Source organism: Streptomyces sp. Tek67B01, assembly GCF_055231995.1.
In genome coordinates, this window is the sequence record NZ_JBUYUY010000001.1 from 939,518 (window position 1) to 963,148 (window position 23,631).

Consider the following 23,631-nt stretch of genomic DNA (forward strand, 5'->3'; position numbering starts at 1 on the left):
CCTGTGCGGTGAGGACCAGCGGCGTAGAACGAACGACGAGGGGCCGTAGCAGGCGGACCAAACGGTGAGTGTCGGAAAAGGAGAATGCGATGACGGACCCATGGAGTCGGCGCGCCTTCCTCTCCACCGCGGGCGGAGGGGCGTTGTGGCTCGGCGTCCCCCCGGCACGTGCCGGGGCCGGGCTGGCCAAGGACACGGACGCAAACGCGGACTCGGACGTTGACACGGACACGGACACGGACACGGACACGGACATCTACGAAACGATGCGCTCGGTCTGGCGCGGGCTCTACCTGGGTGGCGCATTCCCCGCGGCGAGCGAACCGTTCCGGTCTCGGCTCGGCGAACTCGGCGACCAGGCCGAGGACTGGCGCGCCACGATGGCTCCGGCGCCCGGAGCGCTCTGGCCCGATCTGGGGTTCACCGCGGACCCCGAGAAGATGATGCAGAGCTACTACCGGCTGCGCACGATGGCAGAGGCCTACGTCCGGCCCGGCACCGGACACACCGGCGAGGCCGCGCTGCGCACGGCGCTGCTGACCGGGTTCGACCACCTGCGAACGGAGGTCTACCACGCGGGGCAAGCACCTTACGGGAACTGGTACTGCTGGCAGATCGGAGCCCCGCAAGCGCTGCTCGACCTGTGTGTCCTGCTCCAAGCGGACCTGTCACCCGCCCAACTGGCCGACTCCTGCGCCGCGGTCGACCACTTCGTGCCCGACTCCGCCGTCGCCTCCTACAGCGGGACGAGTACGGGAGCGAACCGGGTGGACCTCTGCCGGGTCCTGGCCCTGCGCGGGGTGGTCGGCGCCGACGCGGCGAAGATCGCTCTGGCCCGGGACGCCCTCGCGCCGGTCTTCCCGTACGTCTCCTCCGGTGACGGTCTCTACCGGGACGGTTCCTTCGTCCAGCACGCTTGGGTCCCGTATACGGGGACCTACGGCGCGGTGCTGCTCGGCGGACTCGGCACGATGTTCGCCCTGTTGCGGCAAACCCCCTGGGAGGTGACCGACCCGGGCGCGCGGATCGTGTTCGATGCCGTCGAGCGGGCCTGGGCACCGTTCCTCTTCAACGGGCTGATCATGGACGCCGTGTCCGGCCGGGCGATCAGCCGCGGCGTGTCAGCGCTGGACGCGCGGCAGGTCCAGCAGGACGACCACGGGCGGGGTCACGCGGTGCTGGCCGCGATCCTGCTGCTGGCGGAGGGAGCGAGCAGCGCCGAGCGGGCCCGTTGGCGGGGACTGGTCAAGGGGTGGATGGCCCGGGCCTACTACAACCCGCCCATGGCGGATCGCAGCATGGGGCTGTCCGCCCTGGCCCGACTGGCCGAGGTGGAGGCCGATACGACGGTGTCCGCACTGCCCGAGCCGGTCGCTCACCGACTGTTCGCGTCGATGGACCGGGCCACGCACCGGCGGCCGGGTTGGGCCGCCTCGCTCTCCATGGCGTCCCGGCGGATCGCTCACTACGAGACGGGCAACGGCGAGAACCTGCGCGGATGGCACACCGGGAGCGGGATGCTCGCCTGGTGGGGAGCGACCTACGGCAACGGCCAGTACTCGGACGCCTTCTGGCCCACGGTTGACCCCTACCGTCTGCCGGGTATCACCGTCTCGCGGCGGGTGCTCGCCGATGGCGCGGGAGGCGACTGGGGCGCCTCGCGGCCGGACGCGGTGTGGGTGGGCGGCTCGACGGACGGGGAGTTCGCGTCGATCGGTCAGCATCTGCGGGGTCTCGGCAGCACGCTGACGGCCCGGAAGTCGTGGTTCTTCCTCGCGGACACGGTCGTCTGCCTGGGCGCGGGGATCGCCTCGACGGACGGGGTGCCGGTGGAGTCGGTCATCGACAACCGCAACCTGGGCGCGGCCGGCACGCACGCCCTCACGGTCGGCGGCGCGGTACAGCCGGCCGCATTGGGCTGGTCGGCCTCATTTCCCTCCCCCGGTTGGGCGCACCTGGCCGGATTCGGTGGGTACGTGATATCGGGATCGGGATCGTTCAAGGCGTTGCGGGAGGCGCGCACCGGCCGGTGGAGCGACATCAACCGGGGCAGCGCCACCACCGCGCTGACGCGGCGCTACCTCACCCTCTGGTACGACCACGGTACGAATCCGGTGGCCGCCGGGTACGTCCATCAGCTGCTCCCGGGAGCCACGGCGGCGCAGACGGCCGCGCGGGCCGCCTCCGCGGGCTGGCTGCGGGTGCTCGCCAACAGTGAAGCGGCCCAGGGCGTGGCCGTGGCCTCCTTGGGCTTCACGGGGGTCAACTTCTGGCAGTCGGGGACGGTCGGCGCGGTGGAGGCGAGCGGCGCGTGCTCGGTGACGGTGCGGGAGAGATCCGACGGCACTGCCGTCCTGTCCGTCGCGGACCCGGCCAGGGCGCTGACGGCGCTGACCGTGGTGTGGGACCGGCCAGTGTCCTCGGTGCTGTCCCGGCCGCCGAGCGTGTTGTCGGCGGAGACGGGCGCCCGACTGCGACTCACCTTCGCGGATCTCACGGGTGCGGCCGGAGCCGGCCAAGAGGTGGTGGTCCGCTTGGGATGACACGCCGTGGGGGGATGGCTCGGACGCTCGGCTCGGCTGCCGGCTTCCATGCGGGTGAGGACGTGGGATCGGCCGATGGTGGTGGCACCGACGCTGTAGCGGGCCGGCACGACTGCCGCGGGGCCACGGCGGGCTCGGGCCGGCACGGCGGGCTCGGGCCGGCACGGCGGGCTCGGGGCAGGTGGCATAGCGTTCCCCGCATGGAACAGGAGCAGACGGCCGGTGTGGCCGAGGGTGCGGGGAGGCGACGGTTCCTGGTGATCGTCGCGACGGGGGCGGCCACCGCCGGGCTGGGGACGCTGGCGGGCTGCGGAAGTGGTGGCGGCGCGCCCGAGGGGCCGGCCCCCAGTGGCTCGGCGTCCGCCTCGGCGAGCGCGGCGCGGGGGTTCGACGTCAAGGCCGAGAACGCGCGGCCGGGGAACGCCGACTGGCGCGTGACGAACCCCGGACCGGCCCGCGCGATCGAGGGCTTCGCCGACAAGGTCAGCGTCCTGCAAGGAGAATCGTTTGGCCTCCATGTGTCCACCACCGCGCCCCGTTTCACCGTCTCCGCGTACCGCATGGGCTGGTACGGCGGCGCACGGGCCCGGCTGGTGTGGCGTTCGCAGGCCCTGACGGGCGTCCGGCAGCCCGAGCACACCGTCGACCCCACGACCCGGATGGTCCGCGCCCCCTGGGCCCGCACCGCCACGGTCGACACGAAGGACTGGCCCGAGGGCTGCTACCTCCTGCGGCTCGACGCGCAGGGGGGCGAGGGCCGGCGCTTCGTACCGCTCACCGTCCGCTCGGCGGCCACGACCGGGCGTACCGTCATCGTGAACGCGGTGGCCACCTGGCAGGCCTACAACCGCTGGGGCGGTTACGGCAGCTACGACGGCCCGAACGGCGGGTACGCCACCCGCTCGCTGGCCGTGACCTTCGACCGGCCGTACGAGTACGACGACGGGGCGGGTCTCTTCCTGGTGTACGAGGCGCCCCTGATCGCACTCGCCGAGCGGCTCGGCATCCCCCTCGCCTACGCGACGACCACCGATGTCGCGCGCGACAAGCGGCTGCTGGAGGGGGCCGCCGCGGTGTTGTCGCTCGGGCACGACGAGTACTGGTCGCCGGAGCAGCGGGCGCACTTCACCGCCGCGCGCGACGCCGGGACGAACATCGCCGTCCTCGGCGCCAACTGCTGCTTCCGCCGGATCCGGCTGGAGGCGTCCGACCTGGGACCGGACCGTACGGTGGTCTGCTACAAGTCCTCCTACGAGCAGGACCCGGGTTTCCGGCGCGGCCATCCGGCCACCGTGGACTTCCGCTCTCCCCCGGCCGCCGACCCGGAGAGCTCGCTGCTGGGAGTGATCTACGACGGCTACCCGGTGGACGCCCCCTACGTCGTGACCAACCCCTCCCACTGGCTGTTCGAGGGCACCGGGGTGAAAGCGGGCGACGGTTTCCCGCACCTGGTCGGCGTCGAGTACGACAAGGTCAACACCGGTTTCCCGACGCCCCGCCCGATCGAGATCCTCGCCCACTCCCCCGTCGTGTGCGAAGGCCGGCCCAGCCACCAGGACACGGCGTACTACACGGTCGCCAGTGGCGCCGGGGTCTTCGCCACGGGGACGATGCGCTGGGTCGAGGCGCTCGACGCCACCGGTGACGGGCACAGCGGGGCGAACCACGGCCTGGACGCCCGCGCGGGCGCGCTGACGACGCGGGTGACGGAGAACCTGCTGCGCGCCTTCGCGGCCGGTCCGGCCGGGCGTTCGCATCCCGCCCGGGACAACGTAGAGGCGGTGTACGGGCGTTCGTGAACCACCCGGTCCTCGGGACCGGCCGCGAACAGCCGCGAACACGGAGAAACGCCGGACGCCCGGCCGGGAGAAGTTCCCGGCCGGGCGTCCGGCGTGCGTTCGTTCTTGCAGGGGCGGCAGGAGTCGAACCTGCGACCTACGGTTTTGGAGACCGTTGCTCTGGCCAGCTGAGCTACACCCCTTCGGCGAGACCAACCATGACACGGGACGGCCCGAAGATCCAACGAAATCCGCAGGGTGTCCGCTGCGTGAGACAGCCCACGGCCCACGCGTCCGGGACCGCGGGCACCGGGTCCGCGCAACCTCCGGAACCAGCCGGAACCAGCCGGAAAATATCCCGCCACGTGTAGTGACTTACCACGCCGTCGACAGTAGAACTTGTTCCCACTCCGTCGAGAGTGAGGAACGTCACATGAGTGACAAATCCCTGCACAGCAAGGTGTCCAGAGGCGTATCGCGCCGTGGCTTTATCGCTGGAACCGGTTCCATTCTTGGGGCCATGGCCCTGGCGGTCAACCCCACCCCCGCCCTGGCGGGAAACGCCACCACCTCGTCCGCGCCCATCGACAGCGGCACTCACGTCCCGGCCCTCGTCATCGGCACCGGGTACGGCGGCTCCGTCGCCGCGCTGCGCCTCGCACAGGCGGGTGTCGACGTGCACATGGTCGAGATGGGCATGGCCTGGGACACCCCGGGCCCGGACGGCAAGATCTTCTGCAACACCCTCAGCCCCGACCAGCGCTCGTACTGGCTCCGCACGCGGACGAAGGCCCCGCTGAACTACTTCCTCGGCTTCCCCATCGACCGGGACATCCCCACGTACGCGGGCATCCTGGACGCCGAGGAGATGGGCGGCATCATCGTCTACCAGGGCCGCGGCGTCGGGGGCGGTTCCCTCGTCAACGGCGGGATGGCCGTCACCCCCAAGCGGGAGAACTTCGGCGCCGTACTCCCGTCCGTGAACGCCGACGAGATGTACGACGTCTACTACCCGCGCGCGAACGCCGGGCTCGGCGTCGGCCTCATCGACCCGAACTGGTTCGACTCCGTCGACTGCTACCAGTTCGCCCGGGTCGGCCGCAAACACGCACAGCGCTCCGGCTTCCCCTTCGTCTTCGTACCCGACGTCTACGACTGGGACTACATGAAGCGGGAGGCGGCCGGCACGGCCACCAAGTCGGCGCTGGACGGGGAGATCCTGTACGGCAACAACAACGGCAAGAAGTCTCTCCAGAAGACCTACCTCGCGGCCGCCAAGGCGACCGGCAAGATCTCCATATCGCCCCTGCACAAGGTCACCACGGTCACCCCCACGACCGGAGGCGGCTACACCGTCGTCATCGAGCAACTCGACACCACCGGCGCCACCGTCACCACCAAGACCGTCACCGCCGACCGGGTGTTCTTCGCCGCCGGCAGCGTCGGCACCAGCAAACTGCTGGTCAAGCTGAAGGCCACCGGCGCCCTCCCCCAACTCAACAACGAGATCGGCAAGGGCTGGGGCGACAACGGCAACGTCATGTGCGGCCGCGCGAACCACCTCTGGGACCCGACCGGCAAACTCCAGGCGACCATCCCGTGCGGCGGCATCGACAACTGGGCGGCGGGCGGTGCGTTCGCCGAGGTCGCGCCATTGCCGACGGGCATCGAGACCTACGCCTCGTTCTACCTGTCGATCACGAAGAACCCCAACCGGGCCGAGTTCAACTGGAACGCGGCGGCGGGCAAGGTAGAGCTGAACTGGCAGACCGCCTGGAAGCAGCCCGCCATCGACATGGCCAAGACCATTTTCGACAAGATCAACGCGAAGGAGGGAACCATCTACCGGAGCGACCTCTTCGGCACCAACAAGATCTGGGGCGACCACCTCACCTACCACCCGCTCGGCGGCGCGGTCCTGAACAAGGCCACCGACAACTACGGGCGCTTGCACGGCCACCCCGGCCTGTACGTGATCGACGGAGCGCTGATCCCCGGCAACACCAGCGTCAATCCGTTCGTCACCATCACGGCGCTCGCCGAACGGAACATCGAGCGGATCATCGCCACCGACCTGTAGGACCCCGTAACGCGTTGCGGCGGCTCCCCGCGGGAGCCCCGTAGCGGCGCGCCGACCCGAAACCGGGGCCGACCGGACTCCGCCCGCGGGGCGGCGGCCCGACCGGCCCCGGACCGTGTCAGCTCCCCGGCAGCACGCAGACGCCGTCGAGACCCAGGACATGGTTGAGCCGCCCGAAAGCGAGCCAGGAGCCGATGCTCATGCTCAGCTCCACGATCTCGACCTGACTGTAGTGCGCCGTCATCCGCTCCCAGAACTCCTCGTCGAGACCGTGGTGGTCCAGCGCGTAGCGCTCCGCGTACTCGGCGGCCAGGCGGGTGCGGTCGTCGAAGACCTTGGTGGTGCGCCACTCGGTGACGGCGTCGGCGAACTCCTCCTCGACCTTCTCGCCGTCCCGGTCGGTCCGCCAGTCGAGGCAGAAGACGCACCCGTTGATCTGCGCTATCCGCAGCCGGGCCGCCTCGAACTCGCGCAGGCCCAGGGTGGTGTGGGCGTAGACCGACAGGGAGAAGTTCGCCGCGGCCATACCGATGCCGGGGACCAGGTCGCCCCAGACGTACTCGATGGGGTGCTGACCTTCCGGGACGTCGATCCTCATGGCTGCTTCCTTCCGAGTTTGCCGACTGCGGGCCGCAGCGGGACGTCGAGCGCGTCGTAGATTCCGGGAGGCGCGTCCACGAGCCAGTCGATCGCCCCCACCAGCCGGCCGACGGCGGTGGCGTTGCCACCGGCGGAACGGTTCTCCCCCTCGTCGGTGGCCTCGATCGTCACCTCGATGCGCGGGCGGCCTTCGATGATCACCCGGTGTGCGCCGGCCCCGTCGGGCGGCTGGGGCCAGTCGGGGGCGCAGGAGGGGTGGATGCGGGTGACGTGCTCGATGACCAGGCGCGCCTCGCCCGCGACGATGCCCTGTACCTCGAACCGGATCGCGCCCTGGGTGCCGGCCTCGAACGCGCCCATCGTGCGGGTGGTCACCGTCGCGTCGAGCGCGCGTCGGGCGGACGTCTCGCGGATCTCTTCAAGCTCGACGTCGAGGGCCCGGGCCATCATCCGTATCTGGCCGCCCCACACCATGGTAGGAACGGACGGCATGAGCATCATCGGTTCGAAGTCCATGGGTTGGCCCATGCCGACCAGGTAGCGGACGGAGTCGGGCTGGTCGTACGTGGAGTAGTCGAAGATCTCCTGGCAGCGGATCACGTCCACGGTGCTGCCGAGTCCGCTGATCAGCAGCGGCAGCACGTCGTTGCCCCAGCCGGGGTCGACGCCGGAGGCGAACAGCGAGCCCCCGCCCGCCGCGACGGCGGCGAGCACCGGATCACGGAACTCCGGCGGTGCGCCTCGGTGGTCGTAGAGGGGGTACAGGGCAGGGCTGACGACGACGGCGCCGGCCGTGATCGCCCGGGTGATGTCGGCGAGGGCGTCGTCGGGGCGGGTGTCACCGGAGGCCGCGTACACGACGGCGGCCGGCCGGGCGGCGAGCACCGCCTCGCTGTCGGAGCTCGCCGCGACGCCCAGTAGGCGCCCAAGGCCGGCGAGTTCACCCGCGTCACGACCGGCCTTGACGGGGTTGTGGACGATGACTGCCGTCAGTTCGAGCTCCGGATGCGCGTCGACGGCGCGGATCGCCGCGCGGCCGACGTTGCCGGTGCCCCAGACCACCGTGGGAATCATGCGCGGAGGGTAGCGAGGGGCCGTGGAGGTGCCCAGTGCCGTGAAGGAGGTTTCGACCCGGCCCCGGCCCGGCCCGGGGCCCCGCCGAGGCCGCCGACGCCGACGCCGACCGCTCCGACCCGGCCGGCCCGGTCAGAGTTCCGCCAGGGCCGCCGTCTCGGCGAACCTCGGGACGCGGCCCGTACCGCCGCGGCGGGATACGGAGAGGGAGGCGGCGGCCGCGCCGTAGGCCACCGCGCGCGCGAGCGGGTCGCCCAAGGCGAGCGGGTGGTGGTGGCGCCGGTGAAGCAGTCGCCGGCGCCGGTCGCGTCGACCGGCGGGGTTGACGGGAACCGGGTGGCTGGTGGCGCGCTGACCGTCGTGCGGCAACAGCCGGCCGGCGCCCGCGGTCACGGCGACGGCTCGGGCCCCGAGCGCGCGGTAGCGGTCGGCCGCGATGCGGGGATCGTCGGTGTCGACCAGCGCCACGGCGTCAACGGGACAGGAGGTCTTGAGCAGCCCCGTCAGCGGGGCGGCGTGCGCCGGCAGTGCCCGGGCCGCTGCCCGGCCGGTCGCCGGGGGCGAAGTTGGGGTCGTACGAAGGGTGCCCGCCGGCGGCGTGCACGATTTCGGCGGCGGCGAGGACGGCAGCGCGGGCGCGCCGGGTGCGAGGGCGCCGGTGATGCCGCTAGCGGTGAACACCGTGGAGGTGGTGAGCAACTCCCGACAGGAGTCGGCGGGGCGCGGGGAGAGGGCGGGGCGGGCAGTGCCGGTGCGCCAGTAGACGAACCCGCGGTCGCCGTCCGGGTCGGCGCACAGCAGGTGGGCGCCGTTGGGCCGTGGGGAGCGGCGCACGCGGGGTACGTCGATGCCGAGTCGGGTGGCCCGGTCCAGCAGGGGCACGCTCAGGCACGGCCGGACCAGGTCGGCGAAGGCAGCGGCCAGTTCGCCCAACGTCGGCGGGCAGGCCGTCGCCGATTCCGACGGCGGTTGCCCCGGCGGCGAGCCGGTCCCGGGCCCGTGTCGGGCGGATGCCGCCGGTCGGGAGAATGACGGCCTCGGCGAGCACTGCCTTGAGGGAGCGGATGAAGGCCGGCCCGCCGACGTGGGCCGGGAGGACCTTCGCCCCGCTCCCGTACCGCACGGCGGGGGCGACCTCGCCGGGCGTGAAGGCGCCCTCGATGACACCGCCCCGCGCTCGACCACGACGGCGCGTACCTCGGAGGCCGGGTACGGAGAGGCCAGGAAGTGGGCGCCGGCGGCGAGGGCCCGGTCGGCCGGCGCGGCGGTCGTGACGGTACCGACGGCGAGCGGGAGGGTACGGGCAACGGCGGTGGGCCGGTCAGGGTCGTTCTGGTGAGTTCCAACGGCCCGGCGGCCAGGAGGGCGGTGGTCCGGCGGGCCGACTCCGCGGCGTCGGCGGCACAGGACCGACATCAGGACCGGCAGGACCAACTGCGGGCGTTGGGCGGCCGGCGCCGCACACGGATGACGGGACAACGGACCCCTACCCGTTGCCCGCAGCCCAACTCGGCCTGTTTCCAGGGGCCTTCACGGGTCCAGACCATAGCGTCACCGGGATGGCCCGCTGTCAACGGGGCGGGTCCGAACACCGATCTCCGGCCCTCGCGGCGTCCCCCGGAAGACCGCCCGGGGTCGCGGCCGGTCCGACTTCCGGATAAGAGTTACCGGATAAGTGTTATCCGGGCCCCTCTCGACGGTCTCCGAGTTATTGGGCATCATCGACCGCCGGCACGGACAGGGAAACTTCATATGAGTACACAGCACACGGCAGCTCTGGTGGCAGCGGCCCGCGCGGGCGATCCCCGGGCGCAGGACGAGCTCGTCGGCGCCTGCCTCCCGCTCGTTTACAACATCGTCGGGCGGGCCCTGAACGGGTCCTGCGACGTGGACGACGTGGTGCAGGACACCATGCTGCGGGCGCTCGACGGGCTGTCCGGTCTGCGCTCGGACGAGAGCTTCCGGTCCTGGCTGGTGGCGATCACCATGAACCGGATACGGGCCCACTGGCAGGACCGCAGCGCCGGTGCGACCGGTCTGGAGGCGGCCGAGGACGTGGCCGACCCGGGCGCCGACTTCGCGGACCTGACGGTCGTCCGGCTCCAGCTGGCCGGCCAACGCCGCGAGACCGCCCGCGCCACGCGGTGGCTGGAGCCCGACGACCGGGCGTTGCTGTCGCTGTGGTGGCTGGAGTGTGCGGGGGAGCTGACGCGGGCCGAGGTCACGGCGGCCCTGGAACTCCCACCGCAGCACACGGCGGTCCGGGTGCAGCGCATGAAGGCCCAGTTGGAAGCGGCGCGGGTGGTGGAGCGCGCGCTGGAGGCGCAGCCGCCCTGCGAGGCGCTGCGGGCGTTGACGGGAACCTGGGACGGACGGCCGTCGGCGCTGTGGCGCAAGCGCATGGCGCGGCACGCCCGTGAGTGCGTGCGGTGTTCCGGTCTGTGGAACGGGCTGGTTCCGGCCGAGGGGCTGCTGGCCGGGCTGGCGCTGGTGCCGGTCGGGGCGGCGCTGCTGGAGGGCGTACGGTCGGCCGCCGCGGGCGCCGGTCTCGCCCCGGCGGGCGCGGCGTACGCGGTCCCGGGCGCTGTGGCGGGCCCCAAGCTCGGCACCGGCACCGGCACCGGCACCGAGGCGGCGTTCTCGGACGCCGCGACCCAGCTCGCGCCCGTGGCGGCGGGCCCCGGCCGGGCGGCCCGCCGCAGGTCGGGCGACTCGGGAGAAACGGGCGGCGGCGTTGCGGGCACCGACCCGGCCGCCGGCCGCGGGGCGCAGCGCAGACGGCGCCGGCAGCGCCGCCGGGTCATCGCCTACGCGGCGATCGCCGCCTGTGTCGCGGGGGGCGGGCTCGCCTACCTCGGCACTCTTCCCGGCTCGGGCTCCAAGGAGGCGGACGGCGCGGCGCCCGCGTCCCCGCTGGCCGCCCTCTCGGCCACCGGTGCGGGGGCAGCGTCCCCCTCGACCGCCGGCGCCTCCCCCTCGGGTTCCCCGTCCGCATCGGCTTCCCCCTCGGCGTCCGCGTCCCCGTCCCCTTCGACGAGTTCGAGCCCCGCCGCGGCGCCATCGCGGACCAAGAGCGACCCGCCCCCGGCGCGTACGGCGGCCCCCGCGCCGGCGCCCGCCGCGCCGAGCGGCACCGCGGCCCAGGTGATAACCCTGGTGAACAAGGAACGGGCGGCCGCCGGGTGCGGCCCGCTCAAGGAGGACTCGCAACTTCGCAACGCCGCCCAGGGGCACTCGGACGACATGGCACGGCGGGGATACTTCGACCACACCGACCCCGACGGCGGCGACCCGGGCACGCGGACGACCGCCGCCGGGTACCGCTGGTCGACCTACGGGGAGAACATCGCGAAGGGCCAGCAGACGCCGGACTCGGTGATGAACTCGTGGATGAACAGCCCCGGTCACCGCGCGAACATCCTCAACTGCTCCTTCAAGGACATCGGCGTGGGCGTCCACCAGGGCCCCGGCGGCCCGTGGTGGACGCAGAATTTCGGCGCCCGCATGTGACGTCGGCGCTCCCGGGCCGGCGATCACGGCCGCCCGCCTCCCCCCGCCGACTCGGATTGCGGGCAAGATGGGAGCCGGAGCAGCGGATCAGCGGCAGGGCAGGGCAGGGCAGGGCAGCGGGCAGGGTGAGGCACGTGACACAGAGGGAACTGCGCCCGCACCAGCGCGAGGCCGTGGACGCGGTGCTGCGCGCCTTGGAGGTGCCCGCGACCGGCCGGGTGCCCGAACGGGGCCTGCGCACCCAGGTGATCATGGCCACCGGTTCGGGCAAGTCCCTGGTCGGCGTGCGCTCCGCCGAGGAACTGCGGGCGGCCCGGGTCCTCGTGCTGGTCCCGTCGCTCGACCTGCTCGCGCAGACGACGGCGGCCTGGCGGGAGGGCGGCCGCGGCGGGCGGGCGCTGGCGGTGTGCTCGCTGCGGTCCGAGGACGCGGGTGTGCCCACCACCACCGACCCGGGCGAGTTGGCGCGTCGGGGCGCCGGGCCGGTCCGGCGGCTGACGGTGTTCGCCACGTACGCGTCCCTGGGGCTGGGCACCATCGAGAACGCCCACCGGGCCGGGCTGCCCGGCTGGGACCTGATCGTGGTCGACGAGGCGCACCGCACGTCGGGGCGGATCGGCAAGCCGTGGGCGGTGGTGCACGACAACGCCCGGATCCCGTCCGTGCGGCGGTTGTACATGACGGCCACGCCCCGGGTGTGGCGGGACGGCGAACCATCCGGTGAGCTCCTGCCCAGGGAAGGGGCGCGGTCCCCGAGCGGCGCGGGCGGCCGGGCCGACCGCGGTCGTGGGGAGCTCGTCGCCTCGATGGAGGACGACGCGGACGGCCCGTTCGGATCGCGCTGTCACACCCTCTCCCTGTCCGAGGCCATCGACCGGGGCATCTGCGCGCCGTACCGGGTGGTGTGCGTCGACGTGTCCGACCCGGCGTTCCAGTCGGCCGTCCTGCTCGGTCCCGAGGGGCGTTCGGACGCGGTGCGCGGGGCCCGGCTGGCGGCGCTCCAGGCCGCGCTGGTGAAGGCGGCGGCGGACCAGGGGTTCAGGCGGACGCTGGTCTTCCACCACCTGACCAAGGAGGCGGAGGCCTTCGCGGCCGGACTCCCCGCGGTCGCCGCGCGGCTGCGGCAGGCGAGCCGTACCGCGTTGCCGGAGTATCCGCGTACGGTCTGGGCGGACTGGCTGTGCGGGCAGCACCCGGCCCCGCACCGGCGGCGGGTCCTGGAGGCGTTCGCCGACGGCCGGGTCGCCGACAAGGCCTTCCTCGGCAGCGTCCGGGTGCTGGGCGAGGGCGTCGACACCAAGGAGTGCGATTCCGTCTTCTGGGCCGACCTGCGGGGTTCGATGCCGGACCTGGTCCAGGCGGTGGGCCGGGCGCTGCGCGTCCGGCCGGGCGAGGGGAAGGTGGCCTCGCTGGTGGTACCGGTACTGCTGGGACCGGGCGAGACACCGGATTCGATGCTGACGTCCAGGGCCTACGGGGACCTCGCGCGGCTCTTGGAGGCGCTGCGGGCGCACGACAGCCGGCTCGTCGAGGACCTGGCCCAGCCACAGGCGCCGGGCGGCAGGACGGGTTCGCAGGCGCACCGGCCGGGCGCCGAGGCACTGCTGAGCTTCTCCACCCCCCGGGACCCCGCGCTGCTGGCGGCGTTCATCCGTCTGCGGGTGTTGAACCCGGAGCACGAGCAGTGGCGGCGCGGGGTCGAGGCCGCACGGACGTACGCCGCCGTGTACGGGGACCTTAGGGTGCCGTTCGCGTTCAGGGTGCCGGCGGGCGACGAGCGGTGGCCCGCCGGGACGGCCCGGTTCCCGCTGGGGCAGTGGATCGCGGACGCGCGGCGCGCCCATCGGCGCGGCGGGCTGGGCCGGGATCGGACCGGGCAACTGGACGGGATCGGCATGGTGTGGAGCCATTTCGACGTGGCCTTCGAGGAGGGCCTGTCCGCGGCCCGGGGGTGGGCGGCGGAGCACGGGCACCTGCTGCCACCCGTCGACGCGACCTGGCGCGGGGTGCCGGTCGGGGTGTGGGTCAAGAACAACCGGGCGGCGGCCCGCCGGGAGGGGCCGGGGGCACTGTCGTGGGAGCGGCGGGAGGCCCTGGAGGAGATCGACGCGTCCTGGTGCCCGGCGTGGGACATCTCCTGGCAGCGGGCCTTCCACCTGACGCGCGTCCACCTGGACGCGGGCGGGCGGCTGCCGCTCGGTCCCGGTGAGGTGCGGGCGCAGGGCGAGGACCTGGGGCGGTGGGTGCGTGCCCAGCGGTTGTCCTGGGACCGCCTGTCCTGGTCCCAGCGCTGGCTGCTGGAGCACACCCTGGGGGTGACGCCGGCCGGCGGGGCGGAGCGCCCCCGGCCACGGCTGAGCCATGCCGCCGCGTGGGCGGCGCACCTGGAGGCCGCCCGCCAGTTCCACGGCCGCGAGCGGCACTTGCGGGTGCCGCGCACGCACGTGGAGCGGGTGGGCGGCCGGGCGGTCCGGTTGGGATCGTGGATCGCCAACCAGCGGGCGCGGGCCGCCTCCCTCGGCGCGGAGCGCGTGGCGGACCTCACGGCCCTGGACATGGTGTGGTCGTCGTCGTCCTCGTGAACGCGGCGGGCGCGGGGAGACCCGCTCAGTGGTGGAAGCCGGAGCGGGCCTCCCCGGCGGGGACGGCCCGCGGGGCGGCCTTCAGCAGTTCCACGGACCGTTCGAGGTCGGCGACGAGCAGGGCGATCTGATCGCGGGTCACCCCGTGGCGGATCAGCACGCGCTGGATCACGGTGTCGCCCCGGTCGGCCGGGAGCGGGTACGAGGGCACCTGCCAGCCGTGTGACCGCAGCCGGTCGGAGAGGTCGTAGAGGGTGAAACCGGCGCCCTCGGGGTCGGCGAGGGTGTAGGAGACGGCGGGCAGCGCGCCCTGTCCGTCGTAGAGCAGGGTGAAGGGCCCGAGTGCCTCGATCTCCCGTGCCAGGTAGCGGGCGGTGTCGGCGCAGGCCTGGTGGACACGGCGGTATCCGCCCCGGCCCAGGCGCAGGAAGAGGTAGTACTGGGCGATGACCTCGCCGCCGGGGCGCGAGAAGTTGAGGGCGAAGGTCGGCATGTCGCCGCCCAGGTAGTCCACGTCGAAGACGAGTTCGTCGGGGAGCAGGTCCGCGGTGCGCCACACGATCCAGCCGACGCCCAGGGGCGCCAGGCCGTACTTGTGTCCGGAGGCGTTGACGGAGGCCACGCGCGGCAGCGTGAAGTCCCAGACGACCTCGGGGTGGAGGAACGGCGCGACGAAGCCGCCGCTGGCGCCGTCCACGTGGATCGGCACGTCCCAGCCCCGTTCGGCTTGGATGCGGTCGAGTTCGGCGGCGATCTCGGCGACGGGCTCGTAGACGCAGGTGTAGGTGACGCCGAGGATGGCGACGACGCCGATCGTGTTCTCGTCGACGTAGGCGGCGAGCTGGTGGGGGCGCAGGCCCGTCGCGCCGGGTTCCAGGGGGATCTGGCGCAGTTCCACGTCGAAGTAGCGGGCGAACTTCTCCCAGCAGACCTGGACCGGCCCGCACACGAGGTTGGGGCGGTCGGCGGGGAGTCCGGCGGCCTGCCGCCGGGTGCGCCAGCGCCATTTGAGGGCGAGGCCGCCGAGCATGGCGGCCTCGCTGGAGCCGGTGGTGGAGCAGCCGGTGGCGGCGCCTCCGGTGGGCGCGTTCCACAGGTCGGCCAGGATGCTGACGCAGCGGGCCTCGATCTCGGCGGTCTGCGGGTACTCGTCCTTGTCGATCATGTTCTTGTCGAGGCACTGGTTCATCAGGCGGTGCACGCCGTCGTCGGACCACGTGGTGCAGAACGTCGCCAGGTTCTGGGCGGCGTTGCCGTCGAGGAGGAGTTCGTTGCGCAGCAGTTCGTAGACCACCTCGGTGGGCGAGTGGTCCTCGGGCATCCGGTGCTTGGGCAGGACCTGGCCGCTGAGGGCGGACGCGAACACGTCCGTTTCGGCGTCGTCGGCGTGCGCGTCCTTCATCTCATGAAGTGGCATATCGGAACTATATGTGACATCACGTGGCAAACCGGTCTTGGTGGAGGTCATATCTTCAGGCCGAGTCGCCGATGTGACCCCGTTCATGCCGGCGCCGCACGGCCGCAATAATTACTGGCGAGTAGGCTTTTCGGAGCAGTTGTTCCCGCGAGGGCCCCGCCCTTCCGGCCAGACGAGAAGATCGCCCAATTCGTTCTATGCGCAACTTGTCAGCCGATGTCCGGATAGCGGTCAACTGGAGCCGGCTTGCTGGTAGTTCTTCGTCCATGAACAAGATCACCCGCCGGCAGGCCCTGGGCACCACCGCCGGCGCACTCAGCGTCCTCGGCCTCGCGGGCGCCACCGCGTACGCCGCCGGCACCGACTCGCGCGCCGCGATATCCGCCGGCGCCGTCGACGAGGTCTACCAGGGCCGTCGTATCGAGATCACCCCGGCGACGTCGGGCACCCATCACGGCGGCCACCACTCGGCCGCCCTTCCCGAGGTCCGGATAGACGGCCGCGAACTGCACGTGATGCAGAACGCCGACGGCACCTGGATCAGTGTCGTCAACCACTACGAGACGTACTCCGACCCGCTCGCGCTCGCCCGCGCCGCCGTACGCGAACTCCAGGGCGCCGCCCTCGTCCCGATGGGTGGCATGTGATGACCGTCCGCAAGAACCAGGCAGAGCTCACCGCCGAGGAGAAGCGCGCCTTCACCAACGCGCTGCTCGAACTCAAGCGCACCGGCCGCTACGACCGCTTCGTCACCACCCACAACGGCTTCATCATGGGGGACACCGACGCGGGCGACCGCGTCGGTCACCGCTCCCCCTCCTTCCTCCCCTGGCACCGCCGGTTCCTTCTCGAATTCGAGGCGGCGCTGCAAGCGGTCGACAAAAGCGTTTCGCTCCCTTACTGGGACTGGACCGCGGACCGCACGCCCCGTGCCTCCCTCTGGGCCGCCGACTTCCTCGGCGGCACCGGCCGGGCCCGGGACGGACAGGTCCTGGACGGACCGTTCGCCCACGCGGCGGGCAAGTGGGAGGTGAACGTGCGGGTGGACGCACGCGCGTACCTCCGGCGGGCGCTCGGTGAGGGCGTCGCCCAACTGCCGACCAAGGCCGAGGTCGAGGCCGTCCTCGCCATGCCGGTCTACGACGCGGCCCCGTGGAACAGTTCCTCGGCGGGATTCCGCAACAACCTGGAGGGCTGGCGGGGCGCCAACCTGCACAACCGGGTGCACGTGTGGGTCGGCGGCCAGATGGCCACCGGGGTCTCACCCAACGATCCGGTGTTCTGGCTGCACCACGCCTACATCGACAAGCTGTGGGCCGAGTGGCAGGCCCGCCACCCCCGGTCCCCGTACCTGCCGGCAGCCGGTACGCCGAACGTGGTCGACCTGAACGACACCATGCGGCCCTGGAACGACGTGACCCCGGCCGACATGCTCGACCACCGGAAGTTCTACACCTTCGACGTGGAACCGGCCGCCGTCAGCCAGCGGTAGTGCAGTTCGGGCCGGCCGACCTGTCCGTACCTCGGGGCGCGGTCCGCTCGGCCGGTGTCCACCAGGTGTTCGAGGTAGCGGCGGGCGGTGATCCGCGAGATCCCGGCCGCCTCGGCCGCCCCGGTCGCGGTCAACCCGTCCGGGGCCGCCCGCAGCAGCGCCGCGACCCGGTCCAGGGTCGGGGCGCTCAGGCCTTTGGGGAGTTCGGCGGGGCCCGGGGCGCGCAGCGCGGCGAGCGCCCGGTCGACGTCGCCCTGGCCGGCCGCCTCCCCCGCCGTCGCGCGGAAGGCGGCGTAGCGCAACAACCGTTCGCGCAGGGTGGGGAAGGCGAAGGGCTTCAGGACGTACTGGACCACTCCGAGCGAGACGCTCTCGCGGACGACCGCCAGGTCCCGCGCGGAGGTCACGACGATCACGTCGACGGGGTGTCCGGCGGCCCGCAGTCCGCGCGCGAAGCGCAGACCGTCGCCGTCGGGCAGGGCGAGATCGAGCAGCAGCAGGTCGACGGGGGTGCGCTCCAGGACCCGGGTGGCCCCGGCCAGCGAGTGGGCCACTCCGACCGTGGTGAAACCGGGCACCCGACCGACGTACAGCGCGTGCGCGTCGGCCACGACGGGGTCGTCCTCGACCACGAGCACCCGCACCTGCTCGGCGGCGCTCACGGTCGCTCCGCCGCGACGACCAAGGGCAGCGTCACCGTGAAGACCGCCCCGCCCTCCGGCCCCCGCGCGGCCTCGGCCGTCCCGCCGTGCCGGTGCGCGACCTGACGGACCAGCGCGAGGCCGAGCCCGCGCCCGTCGCCCTTGCCGGACCAGCCGCGCCGGAACACATCCGCCCCGGACCCCTGCGGCAGTCCGGGCCCGTTGTCGGCGACGCGGATCAGCAGCGTCCGGTCGTCACGACGGACCGTGACCGCGACCCGCCCTCCCGGGACCCCGGAGAGCGCGTCCACGGCGTTGTCGAGGAGGTTTCCGAGCACCGTCACCAGGTCCCGGGCGGGCGGGTTCCCCGCGCCACCGTCGACGCCGCTGCTGTCGGGGGTGACGACCAGCTCCACGCCGCGCTCGTGCGCCTGCGCGGCCTTGCCGAGCAGCAGCGCCACCAGCACCGGCTCCCCGACCGCGGTGACCACCTCGTCGGTGAGTGCCTGGGCCAGTTCCAGTTCGGCCGTTGCGAATTCCACCGCCTCGTCCACCCGGCCGAGGCCGATCAGGGAGACCACCGTGTGCAGGCGGTTGGCCGCCTCGTGGGCCTGGGAGCGCAGCGCCTGGGTGAATCCCCGCTCATGGTCCAACTCCCCTGTCAGGGCCTGCAATTCGGTGTGATCGCGCAGGGTGACCACGGTGCCGCGGCGGCCGCCGCCCGCGACGGGGGAACTGTTGACCACGAGCAGCCGCTCGGCGGTCAGGTGGACCTCGTCGACCCGGGGCCGGTCGGCGAGCAGGGCGCCGGTGAGCGGCGCGGGCAACCCCAGGTCGGCGGCGCCGGCGCCGCGCACCTCCCCGGACAGGCCCAGCAGCTCGCGCCCGGCGTCGTTGATCAAGGTGATCCGCCGCCGGCCGTCCAACAGCAACAGCCCCTCGCGGACGCCGTGGAGGGCCGCCTGGTGGTAGTCGTACATCCGGCTGAGCTCGGCGGCGTTCATGCCGTGGGTGTGGCGACGCAGCCGGGCGTTGACGACGTACGTACCGGCGCCGCCGAGGGCGAGGGCCCCGGCCGCGACCCAGGCGAGCGCCGTGAGCTGCCGGGCGAGACGGGCGCTTATCGCCCGGATGGTGATGCCCGCGCTGACCATGCCGACGACCCGACCGTCGTCGAGCAGCGGGGTGACCACCCGGATGGACGGGCCGAGGGTGCCGGTGTAGGTCTCGCTGAAGGTCTCGCCGCGCAACGCGGGAGCGGTGTTGCCCAGGAAGGGTTCACCGATGCGCCTCGGGTCGGGGTGGGTCCAGCGCCGTCCGTCCGGCGCCATGATCGTCACGAAGTCCACGCCCGAGTCGGCTCGGACCCGCTGCGCGTAGGGCTGGAGGGCGGCCGAGGGATCGCTCCCGCGCCCCGCGCCCCGTACGGCCTCCCGGACGGAGGGTGAGTCGGCGACTGCCCTGGCCACGGCCCCGGCCTGACGCCGGGCGGCGTCCTCGGCCTGCCCTCGGGCGCTCGCGTAGGCGAAGACGGCGCAGCCCGCGACGACGACGGCGACCAGCAGTACCTGCATGGCGAACAGCTGCCCGGCGAGACTGCGGGGTGGTCGGGGGAGGCGGAACATGCCGTTCAGTGTGCACCGGGTCGTGAACTCAATGAACGCAACGGTGACCGGGGTCACAGGGTGGGCGATGGTCTCCCGGAACGCATTCACCACCAGGAGGCATCGTGGCCGCCAGGCGCGACAAGACCCACTATCTCTACATCGCGGTGATCGCCGCGGTGCTGCTCGGCATCGCCGTCGGCTTCGCCGCGCCCGGCGTGGCCGTCGAACTGAAGCCGTTGGGCACCGGCTTCGTGAACCTCATCAAGATGATGATCTCGCCCGTGATCTTCTGCACGATCGTGCTGGGCATCGGCTCGGTGCGCAAGGCCGCGAAGGTGGGCGCGGTCGGCGGTCTGGCCCTGGGCTACTTCATGGTGATGTCCACGGTGGCCCTGGCCATCGGACTGTTGGTGGGCAACCTGCTGGAGCCGGGCAGCGGTCTGCACCTGACCGAGGCGGCACGGCACGCCGGTGAGGCACAGGCCAAGGCGGGCGGGGCGCAGAGCACCCCCGAGTTCCTGCTGGGGATCATCCCGACGACGCTGGTCTCCGCCTTCACCGGGGGCCAGGTGCTGCAGACGTTGCTGGTGGCGCTGCTGTGCGGGTTCGCGCTCCAGGCGATGGGAACGGCGGGCGAACCGCTGCTGCGGGGGATCGGGCACGTGCAGAAGCTGGTGTTCCGGGTGCTCGCGATGATCATGTGGGCGGCGCCGGTGGGGGCCTTCGGTGCCATGGCCGCGGTGGTCGGGGCGACGGGCGTCGACGCGCTGAAATCACTGGCCGTCATCATGATCGGCTTCTACGTGACCTGTCTGCTGTTCGTGTTCGTGGTGCTCGGGACGCTACTGCGGCTGTGCACGGGGATCAGCGTCTTCTCCCTGCTGCGCTACCTGGGGCGGGAGTTCCTGCTGATCTTGTCCACCTCCTCGTCGGAGTCCGCCCTGCCGCGACTGATCGCGAAGATGGAGCACGTCGGCGTCTCCCGTCCGGTCGTCGGCATCACCGTGCCGACGGGCTACTCCTTCAACCTCGACGGGACGGCCATCTACCTGACGATGTCCTCCCTCTACGTCGCCGAGGCCATGGACAAACCCCTCGCGCTGGGCGAGCAGATCTCGCTGCTGCTGTTCATGATCGTGGCCTCGAAGGGCGCCGCCGGTGTGACCGGCGCGGGGCTCGCCACCCTGGCCGGAGGCCTCCAGTCCCACCGGCCGGAACTGGTCGACGGAGTGGGCCTGATCGTGGGCATCGACCGCTTCATGAGCGAGGCGCGGGCGATGACGAACTTCGCGGGCAACGCGATCGCGACGGTACTCATCGGGACGTGGACCAAGGAGTTCGACCGCGCCCGCGCCGCCGAAGTCCTTTCCGGACGGCTCCCGTTCGACGAGAACGCGCCCACCGGGGACGGGCACGCGCCGCTGCCGGGCGAACCGCCCGCGCCCGTCCCCGTCCCGACCGGAGCCGAGAAGGACGGCGTACCGGCCTGAAACCGGGACCGGCCGGGCGGGGCTCGCCCCCACGGTGCCCGGCCCGGCCGGCTCCCCCCACCTTCCGGAGCGCCCTGGAGCGCCCCGGCCTGTCCCCCCCCCGGTGATTTTCAGCCACTCCCCTCGCAACCTCTCGGCGCCGAAAGGTACTTCCGCGAAGGGGCACGCGTCTGACATCTTGCGTCCACCACTCGTTTCGTACGGCCCGGCCGGTGCCACCAGCACCGGCCGGGCCGTCTTCGGAGGACGCATTGATACCCCACATATCCAGCCGCCCCCGACGCACCCTGGTGCTGGCGGCCGCCCTCGGCGCCGCCCTCGCGTTCGGCGCCCCCGGCGCCCTCGCGGGCACGCTCCCCGTCGCCCCGTCCGGCGCACCGGCCGCCAAGGCCCACGCCCCGGCCGCCGCCCCGACTTCCCAGAGTGCGACCTGGGTTGCCGGCACGCGCGCCTACCTGGTGCTCACCGCTCCCGGTGACAGCTCGGCGGTCCGTTCCGCCGTCACGGCCAACGGCGGCACCGTCTTCTCCGCCTTCGACGCCATCGGCGTGATCGTCGCCCATTCGGCGTCCGGCGGGTTCGCCGCCGCGATGCGTGGTGTCGCGGGCGTCCAGCAGGTCGGTGCCACCCGTACCTCCGACGTCCCGGCCGACGCCTACAACCCGGCGCTGCCCGCCAACCCCGCCCAGGCCTCGACCCCGGCCGGCGAGCCGGTCCGCGCCGACATGAGCCAGATCAAGGCGGACCAGGCCTGGGCCGTGAACCCCGGCTCCCCGTCCGTCAAGGTCGGCATCCTGGACACGGGCGTGGACGACCAGCACCAGGACCTCGCGCCCAACTTCGACGCGGCCGACTCGGTCTCCTGCGCCTACGGCAAGCCCGACACCCGGACGGGTGCCTGGCGGGACGTGGACACCCACGGCACCCACGTGGCGGGCACCATCGCGGCGGCCAAGAACGGCAAGGGCGTCGTCGGCGTGGCCCCCGGCGTGAAGATCTCCGCGGTCCGGGTCGCCGAGCCCGGCAACTCCTTCTTCTTCGCCGAGAACACCATCTGCGGCTTCGTCTGGGCCGGTGACCACGGCTTCAAGGTCACCAACAACAGCTACTACACGGACCCGTGGCAGTTCAACTGCCCGGACAACATCGACCAGGCCGCCATCATCGAGGGCGTCAAGCGCGCCCAGGAGTACGCCGAGGGCAAGGGCTCGCTCCAAGTCGCCGCGGCCGGCAACGAGGACTACGACCTCGCCCACAAGACGACCGACTCCGCGAGCCCGAACGACTCGACGCCGGTCACCCGCACCATCACCAACGCCTGCCTGGACATCCCGACCGAACTGCCTGGCGTGGTCACGGTCGCCGCCAACGGCACGGGCGTCACCAAGGCCTCGTTCTCCAACTACGGCCAAGGCGTCATCGACGTCGCCGCCCCCGGCAGCAACGTGTACTCCACCGTCCCGGGCGGCGGCTACGGCACCAAGAGCGGCACCTCGATGGCCACCCCGCACGTGGTCGGCGTGGCGGCGCTCATCGCCAGTGCCAACCCGGGCATCACCCCGGCGCAGATCCGCGCCAAGCTGGCGGCCCAGGCCAACGACACCGCCTGCCCGTCGGACAACCGCTGCACGGGCACCACGGCCAACAACTCGTTCTTCGGCGAGGGGCAGGTCGACGCCCTCAAGGCGGTCGGGACCACCCCGCCCCCCGGCAAGTACTTCGAGAACCTGTCGGACTTCGCCATCAACGACAACGCGACCGTGGAGAGCCCGATCACCGTCTCGGGCGTGACCGGCAACGCCCCGGCCACCCTCAAGGTGGGCGTGGACATCAAGCACACCTACATCGGTGACCTGAAGGTCGACCTGGTGGCACCCGACGGCACGGTCTACACCCTGCACAACCACGCCGGCGGCAGCGCCGACAACATCGCCCAGACCTACACCGTGAACGCCTCCTCGGAGGTCGCGAACGGCACCTGGAAGCTGCGCGTCAACGACAACGCCGCCTCCGACACGGGCAAGATCGACGCCTGGAACCTGACCTTCTAGGCACCGCGCCCCACGGGCGCCGGGGTGTGGTCCTGCCACACCCCGGCGCCCCGTCACCTCGTCCGCAGGACGCAGTCCCCGCAAAGACCCCCGCCGGGCACCCGGTAGTAGAGGCAGCAGCTGCGGCGGACGAAGGCCACGCCGAGACCCTCCTCGTGGACGAAGGTCCCCGTCCCGGCGAGCGGCCCGCCGTCGCCGAGCAGGGCCTCGGCCCACCGCACCGCCGCCCCTCCCGGGACCCGGTCCGTCAGTACGCGCACGGCGCCGACCAGCGCCGACGCCGAGTTCCCGCGCAGCACACGGGGCGATACCCCGAATCCCTCGCGCAGCCGCGCGTCCAGGACGTCGAGGTGGCCGGGCACGCCCTCCCCGAGGGCCTCGGCGGGCCGCGCGCCGGGATCGGGGCGCGGCAGCCACAGTTCCAGGGAGCCCGCCTCGGGCAACCTCCACCACACGCGGTCCGGCCCCAGGTCCGGCACGCGGCCCGAGAGCGCCGCGCACCCCAGCCCGAGCGACCACAGCCGGGAGGCGATGGCGAACTGCGCGGTCGAGGCGGCCACCCGGCCGGGCCCGCACCCCATCCGCCGGCCGATCTCGGCGACATAGGGCCCGAGAGGTTCCCCGTACAGCTCGTCCAGCGGACGAAAGCCCGGACCGGGCGGCTCGTCGCCGTACGGCACGCGGAAGAACGGCCCGACGGCGGCCAGCCGCTCCAGCACGTCCCCCATACCGGTCTTCTCCATCATCCGGCGATGATCTCAGGCGG

16 protein-coding genes, 1 tRNA gene and 1 pseudogene are annotated in these 23,631 nt (G+C 72.6%); 9 read left to right on the forward strand and 9 right to left on the reverse strand.

Annotated features, from left to right (window positions below; translation table 11 throughout):
- Positions 1 to 89 precede the first annotated feature (89 nt).
- Positions 90 to 2,543 carry a polysaccharide lyase 8 family protein gene (locus ACV7NM_RS04510; protein WP_463409022.1) on the forward strand — a complete coding sequence of 818 codons (2,454 nt, stop codon included), beginning with the start codon at positions 90 to 92 and terminating at the stop codon, positions 2,541 to 2,543.
- A gap of 200 nt (positions 2,544 to 2,743) precedes the next feature.
- On the forward strand, positions 2,744 to 4,342 hold the full coding sequence (locus tag ACV7NM_RS04515; protein ID WP_463409023.1) for a N,N-dimethylformamidase beta subunit family domain-containing protein: 1,599 nt from the start codon (positions 2,744 to 2,746) through the stop codon (positions 4,340 to 4,342).
- Between the two features lie 108 nt (positions 4,343 to 4,450).
- Here the strand turns inward: ACV7NM_RS04515 and ACV7NM_RS04520 are convergent.
- Positions 4,451 to 4,524 (reverse strand) — tRNA-Trp (locus ACV7NM_RS04520).
- Positions 4,525 to 4,841: 317 nt separating this feature from the next.
- Here ACV7NM_RS04520 and ACV7NM_RS04525 point away from each other — a divergent pair.
- Positions 4,842 to 6,401, forward strand: a complete 1,560-nt coding sequence (locus tag ACV7NM_RS04525; RefSeq protein ID WP_463409024.1) for a GMC oxidoreductase — start codon at positions 4,842 to 4,844, stop codon at positions 6,399 to 6,401.
- Between the two features lie 118 nt (positions 6,402 to 6,519).
- On the opposite strand, the gene ACV7NM_RS04530 is transcribed toward ACV7NM_RS04525, so the two are convergent.
- The 4 genes and pseudogenes from ACV7NM_RS04530 to ACV7NM_RS04545 form a co-directional block, all read right to left on the reverse strand.
- Positions 6,520 to 6,999: a carboxymuconolactone decarboxylase family protein gene (locus ACV7NM_RS04530; protein ID WP_463409025.1), complete on the reverse strand. Its 480-nt coding sequence runs from the start codon at positions 6,997 to 6,999 to the stop codon at positions 6,520 to 6,522.
- A complete protein-coding gene (locus ACV7NM_RS04535) occupies positions 6,996 to 8,075 on the reverse strand; it encodes an NAD(P)H-dependent amine dehydrogenase family protein (protein ID WP_463409026.1) in 1,080 nt (359 codons plus the stop codon). Before ACV7NM_RS04535 ends, ACV7NM_RS04530 begins: the two co-directional genes overlap by 4 nt.
- Before the next feature lie 132 nt (positions 8,076 to 8,207).
- Positions 8,208 to 9,008: a hypothetical protein gene (locus ACV7NM_RS04540; RefSeq protein WP_463414155.1), complete on the reverse strand. Its 801-nt coding sequence runs from the start codon at positions 9,006 to 9,008 to the stop codon at positions 8,208 to 8,210.
- A 76-nt stretch (positions 9,009 to 9,084) separates the two neighbouring features.
- Positions 9,085 to 9,198 (reverse strand): annotated as a pseudogene (locus ACV7NM_RS04545) (aldolase); the annotation flags it as partial.
- Positions 9,199 to 9,827: 629 nt separating this feature from the next.
- Between ACV7NM_RS04545 and ACV7NM_RS04550 the strand changes: the two are divergent.
- Both ACV7NM_RS04550 and ACV7NM_RS04555 read left to right on the forward strand, forming a co-directional pair.
- The gene (locus tag ACV7NM_RS04550; protein WP_463409027.1) at positions 9,828 to 11,585 is read left to right on the forward strand and encodes a sigma-70 family RNA polymerase sigma factor; all 1,758 of its coding nucleotides are present in this window, start codon (positions 9,828 to 9,830) and stop codon (positions 11,583 to 11,585) included.
- A 134-nt stretch (positions 11,586 to 11,719) separates the two neighbouring features.
- Positions 11,720 to 14,167, forward strand: a complete 2,448-nt coding sequence (locus ACV7NM_RS04555; protein WP_463409028.1) for a helicase associated domain-containing protein — start codon at positions 11,720 to 11,722, stop codon at positions 14,165 to 14,167.
- 25 nt (positions 14,168 to 14,192) lie between these two features.
- Here the strand turns inward: ACV7NM_RS04555 and ACV7NM_RS04560 are convergent, their stop codons facing one another.
- Entirely contained in the window at positions 14,193 to 15,584 is a 1,392-nt protein-coding gene (locus ACV7NM_RS04560) for a glutamate decarboxylase (protein ID WP_463409029.1), read from the reverse strand.
- A gap of 266 nt (positions 15,585 to 15,850) precedes the next feature.
- Here ACV7NM_RS04560 and melC1 point away from each other — a divergent pair, with 266 nt between their 5' ends.
- Complete coding sequence (gene melC1 / locus ACV7NM_RS04565) at positions 15,851 to 16,231, forward strand: apotyrosinase chaperone MelC1 (protein ID WP_463409030.1); 381 nt, start codon at positions 15,851 to 15,853, stop codon at positions 16,229 to 16,231.
- Entirely contained in the window at positions 16,231 to 17,076 is an 846-nt protein-coding gene (gene melC2 / locus ACV7NM_RS04570; protein ID WP_463409031.1) for a tyrosinase MelC2, read from the forward strand. The genes melC1 and melC2 overlap by 1 nt, the downstream gene beginning before the upstream one ends.
- Here the strand turns inward: melC2 and ACV7NM_RS04575 are convergent.
- Positions 17,034 to 17,738 carry a response regulator gene (locus ACV7NM_RS04575; protein ID WP_463409032.1) on the reverse strand — a complete coding sequence of 235 codons (705 nt, stop codon included), beginning with the start codon at positions 17,736 to 17,738 and terminating at the stop codon, positions 17,034 to 17,036. The two genes, melC2 and ACV7NM_RS04575, sit on opposite strands and share 43 nt — an antisense overlap.
- A complete protein-coding gene (locus tag ACV7NM_RS04580; RefSeq protein ID WP_463409033.1) occupies positions 17,735 to 19,342 on the reverse strand; it encodes a sensor histidine kinase in 1,608 nt (535 codons plus the stop codon). The genes ACV7NM_RS04575 and ACV7NM_RS04580 overlap by 4 nt, the downstream gene beginning before the upstream one ends.
- Before the next feature lie 104 nt (positions 19,343 to 19,446).
- Here ACV7NM_RS04580 and ACV7NM_RS04585 point away from each other — a divergent pair, with 104 nt between their 5' ends.
- A complete protein-coding gene (locus ACV7NM_RS04585) occupies positions 19,447 to 20,814 on the forward strand; it encodes a cation:dicarboxylate symporter family transporter (RefSeq protein WP_463409034.1) in 1,368 nt (455 codons plus the stop codon).
- Positions 20,815 to 21,104: 290 nt separating this feature from the next.
- Positions 21,105 to 22,865: a S8 family peptidase gene (locus ACV7NM_RS04590; protein WP_463413827.1), complete on the forward strand. Its 1,761-nt coding sequence runs from the start codon at positions 21,105 to 21,107 to the stop codon at positions 22,863 to 22,865.
- 53 nt (positions 22,866 to 22,918) lie between these two features.
- Here ACV7NM_RS04590 and ACV7NM_RS04595 read toward each other — a convergent pair whose 3' ends face one another.
- Entirely contained in the window at positions 22,919 to 23,611 is a 693-nt protein-coding gene (locus tag ACV7NM_RS04595; RefSeq protein WP_463409035.1) for a (2Fe-2S)-binding protein, read from the reverse strand.
- Positions 23,612 to 23,631 lie beyond the last annotated feature (20 nt).

Bases quoted from the DNA above. Each gene is read 5' to 3' on its own strand.
- ACV7NM_RS04510 (WP_463409022.1), top strand. From the start codon at position 90: ATGACGGACCCATGGAGTCGGCGCGCCTTCCTCTCCACCGCGGGCGGA.
- ACV7NM_RS04515 (WP_463409023.1), top strand. From the start codon at position 2,744: ATGGAACAGGAGCAGACGGCCGGTGTGGCCGAGGGTGCGGGGAGGCGA.
- ACV7NM_RS04525 (WP_463409024.1), top strand. From the start codon at position 4,842: ATGGCCCTGGCGGTCAACCCCACCCCCGCCCTGGCGGGAAACGCCACC.
- ACV7NM_RS04530 (WP_463409025.1), bottom strand. From the start codon at position 6,999: ATGAGGATCGACGTCCCGGAAGGTCAGCACCCCATCGAGTACGTCTGG.
- ACV7NM_RS04535 (WP_463409026.1), bottom strand. From the start codon at position 8,075: ATGATTCCCACGGTGGTCTGGGGCACCGGCAACGTCGGCCGCGCGGCG.
- ACV7NM_RS04550 (WP_463409027.1), top strand. From the start codon at position 9,828: ATGAGTACACAGCACACGGCAGCTCTGGTGGCAGCGGCCCGCGCGGGC.
- ACV7NM_RS04560 (WP_463409029.1), bottom strand. From the start codon at position 15,584: ATGCCACTTCATGAGATGAAGGACGCGCACGCCGACGACGCCGAAACG.
- melC1 (WP_463409030.1), top strand. From the start codon at position 15,851: ATGAACAAGATCACCCGCCGGCAGGCCCTGGGCACCACCGCCGGCGCA.
- melC2 (WP_463409031.1), top strand. From the start codon at position 16,231: ATGACCGTCCGCAAGAACCAGGCAGAGCTCACCGCCGAGGAGAAGCGC.
- ACV7NM_RS04580 (WP_463409033.1), bottom strand. From the start codon at position 19,342: ATGTTCCGCCTCCCCCGACCACCCCGCAGTCTCGCCGGGCAGCTGTTC.
- ACV7NM_RS04595 (WP_463409035.1), bottom strand. From the start codon at position 23,611: ATGATGGAGAAGACCGGTATGGGGGACGTGCTGGAGCGGCTGGCCGCC.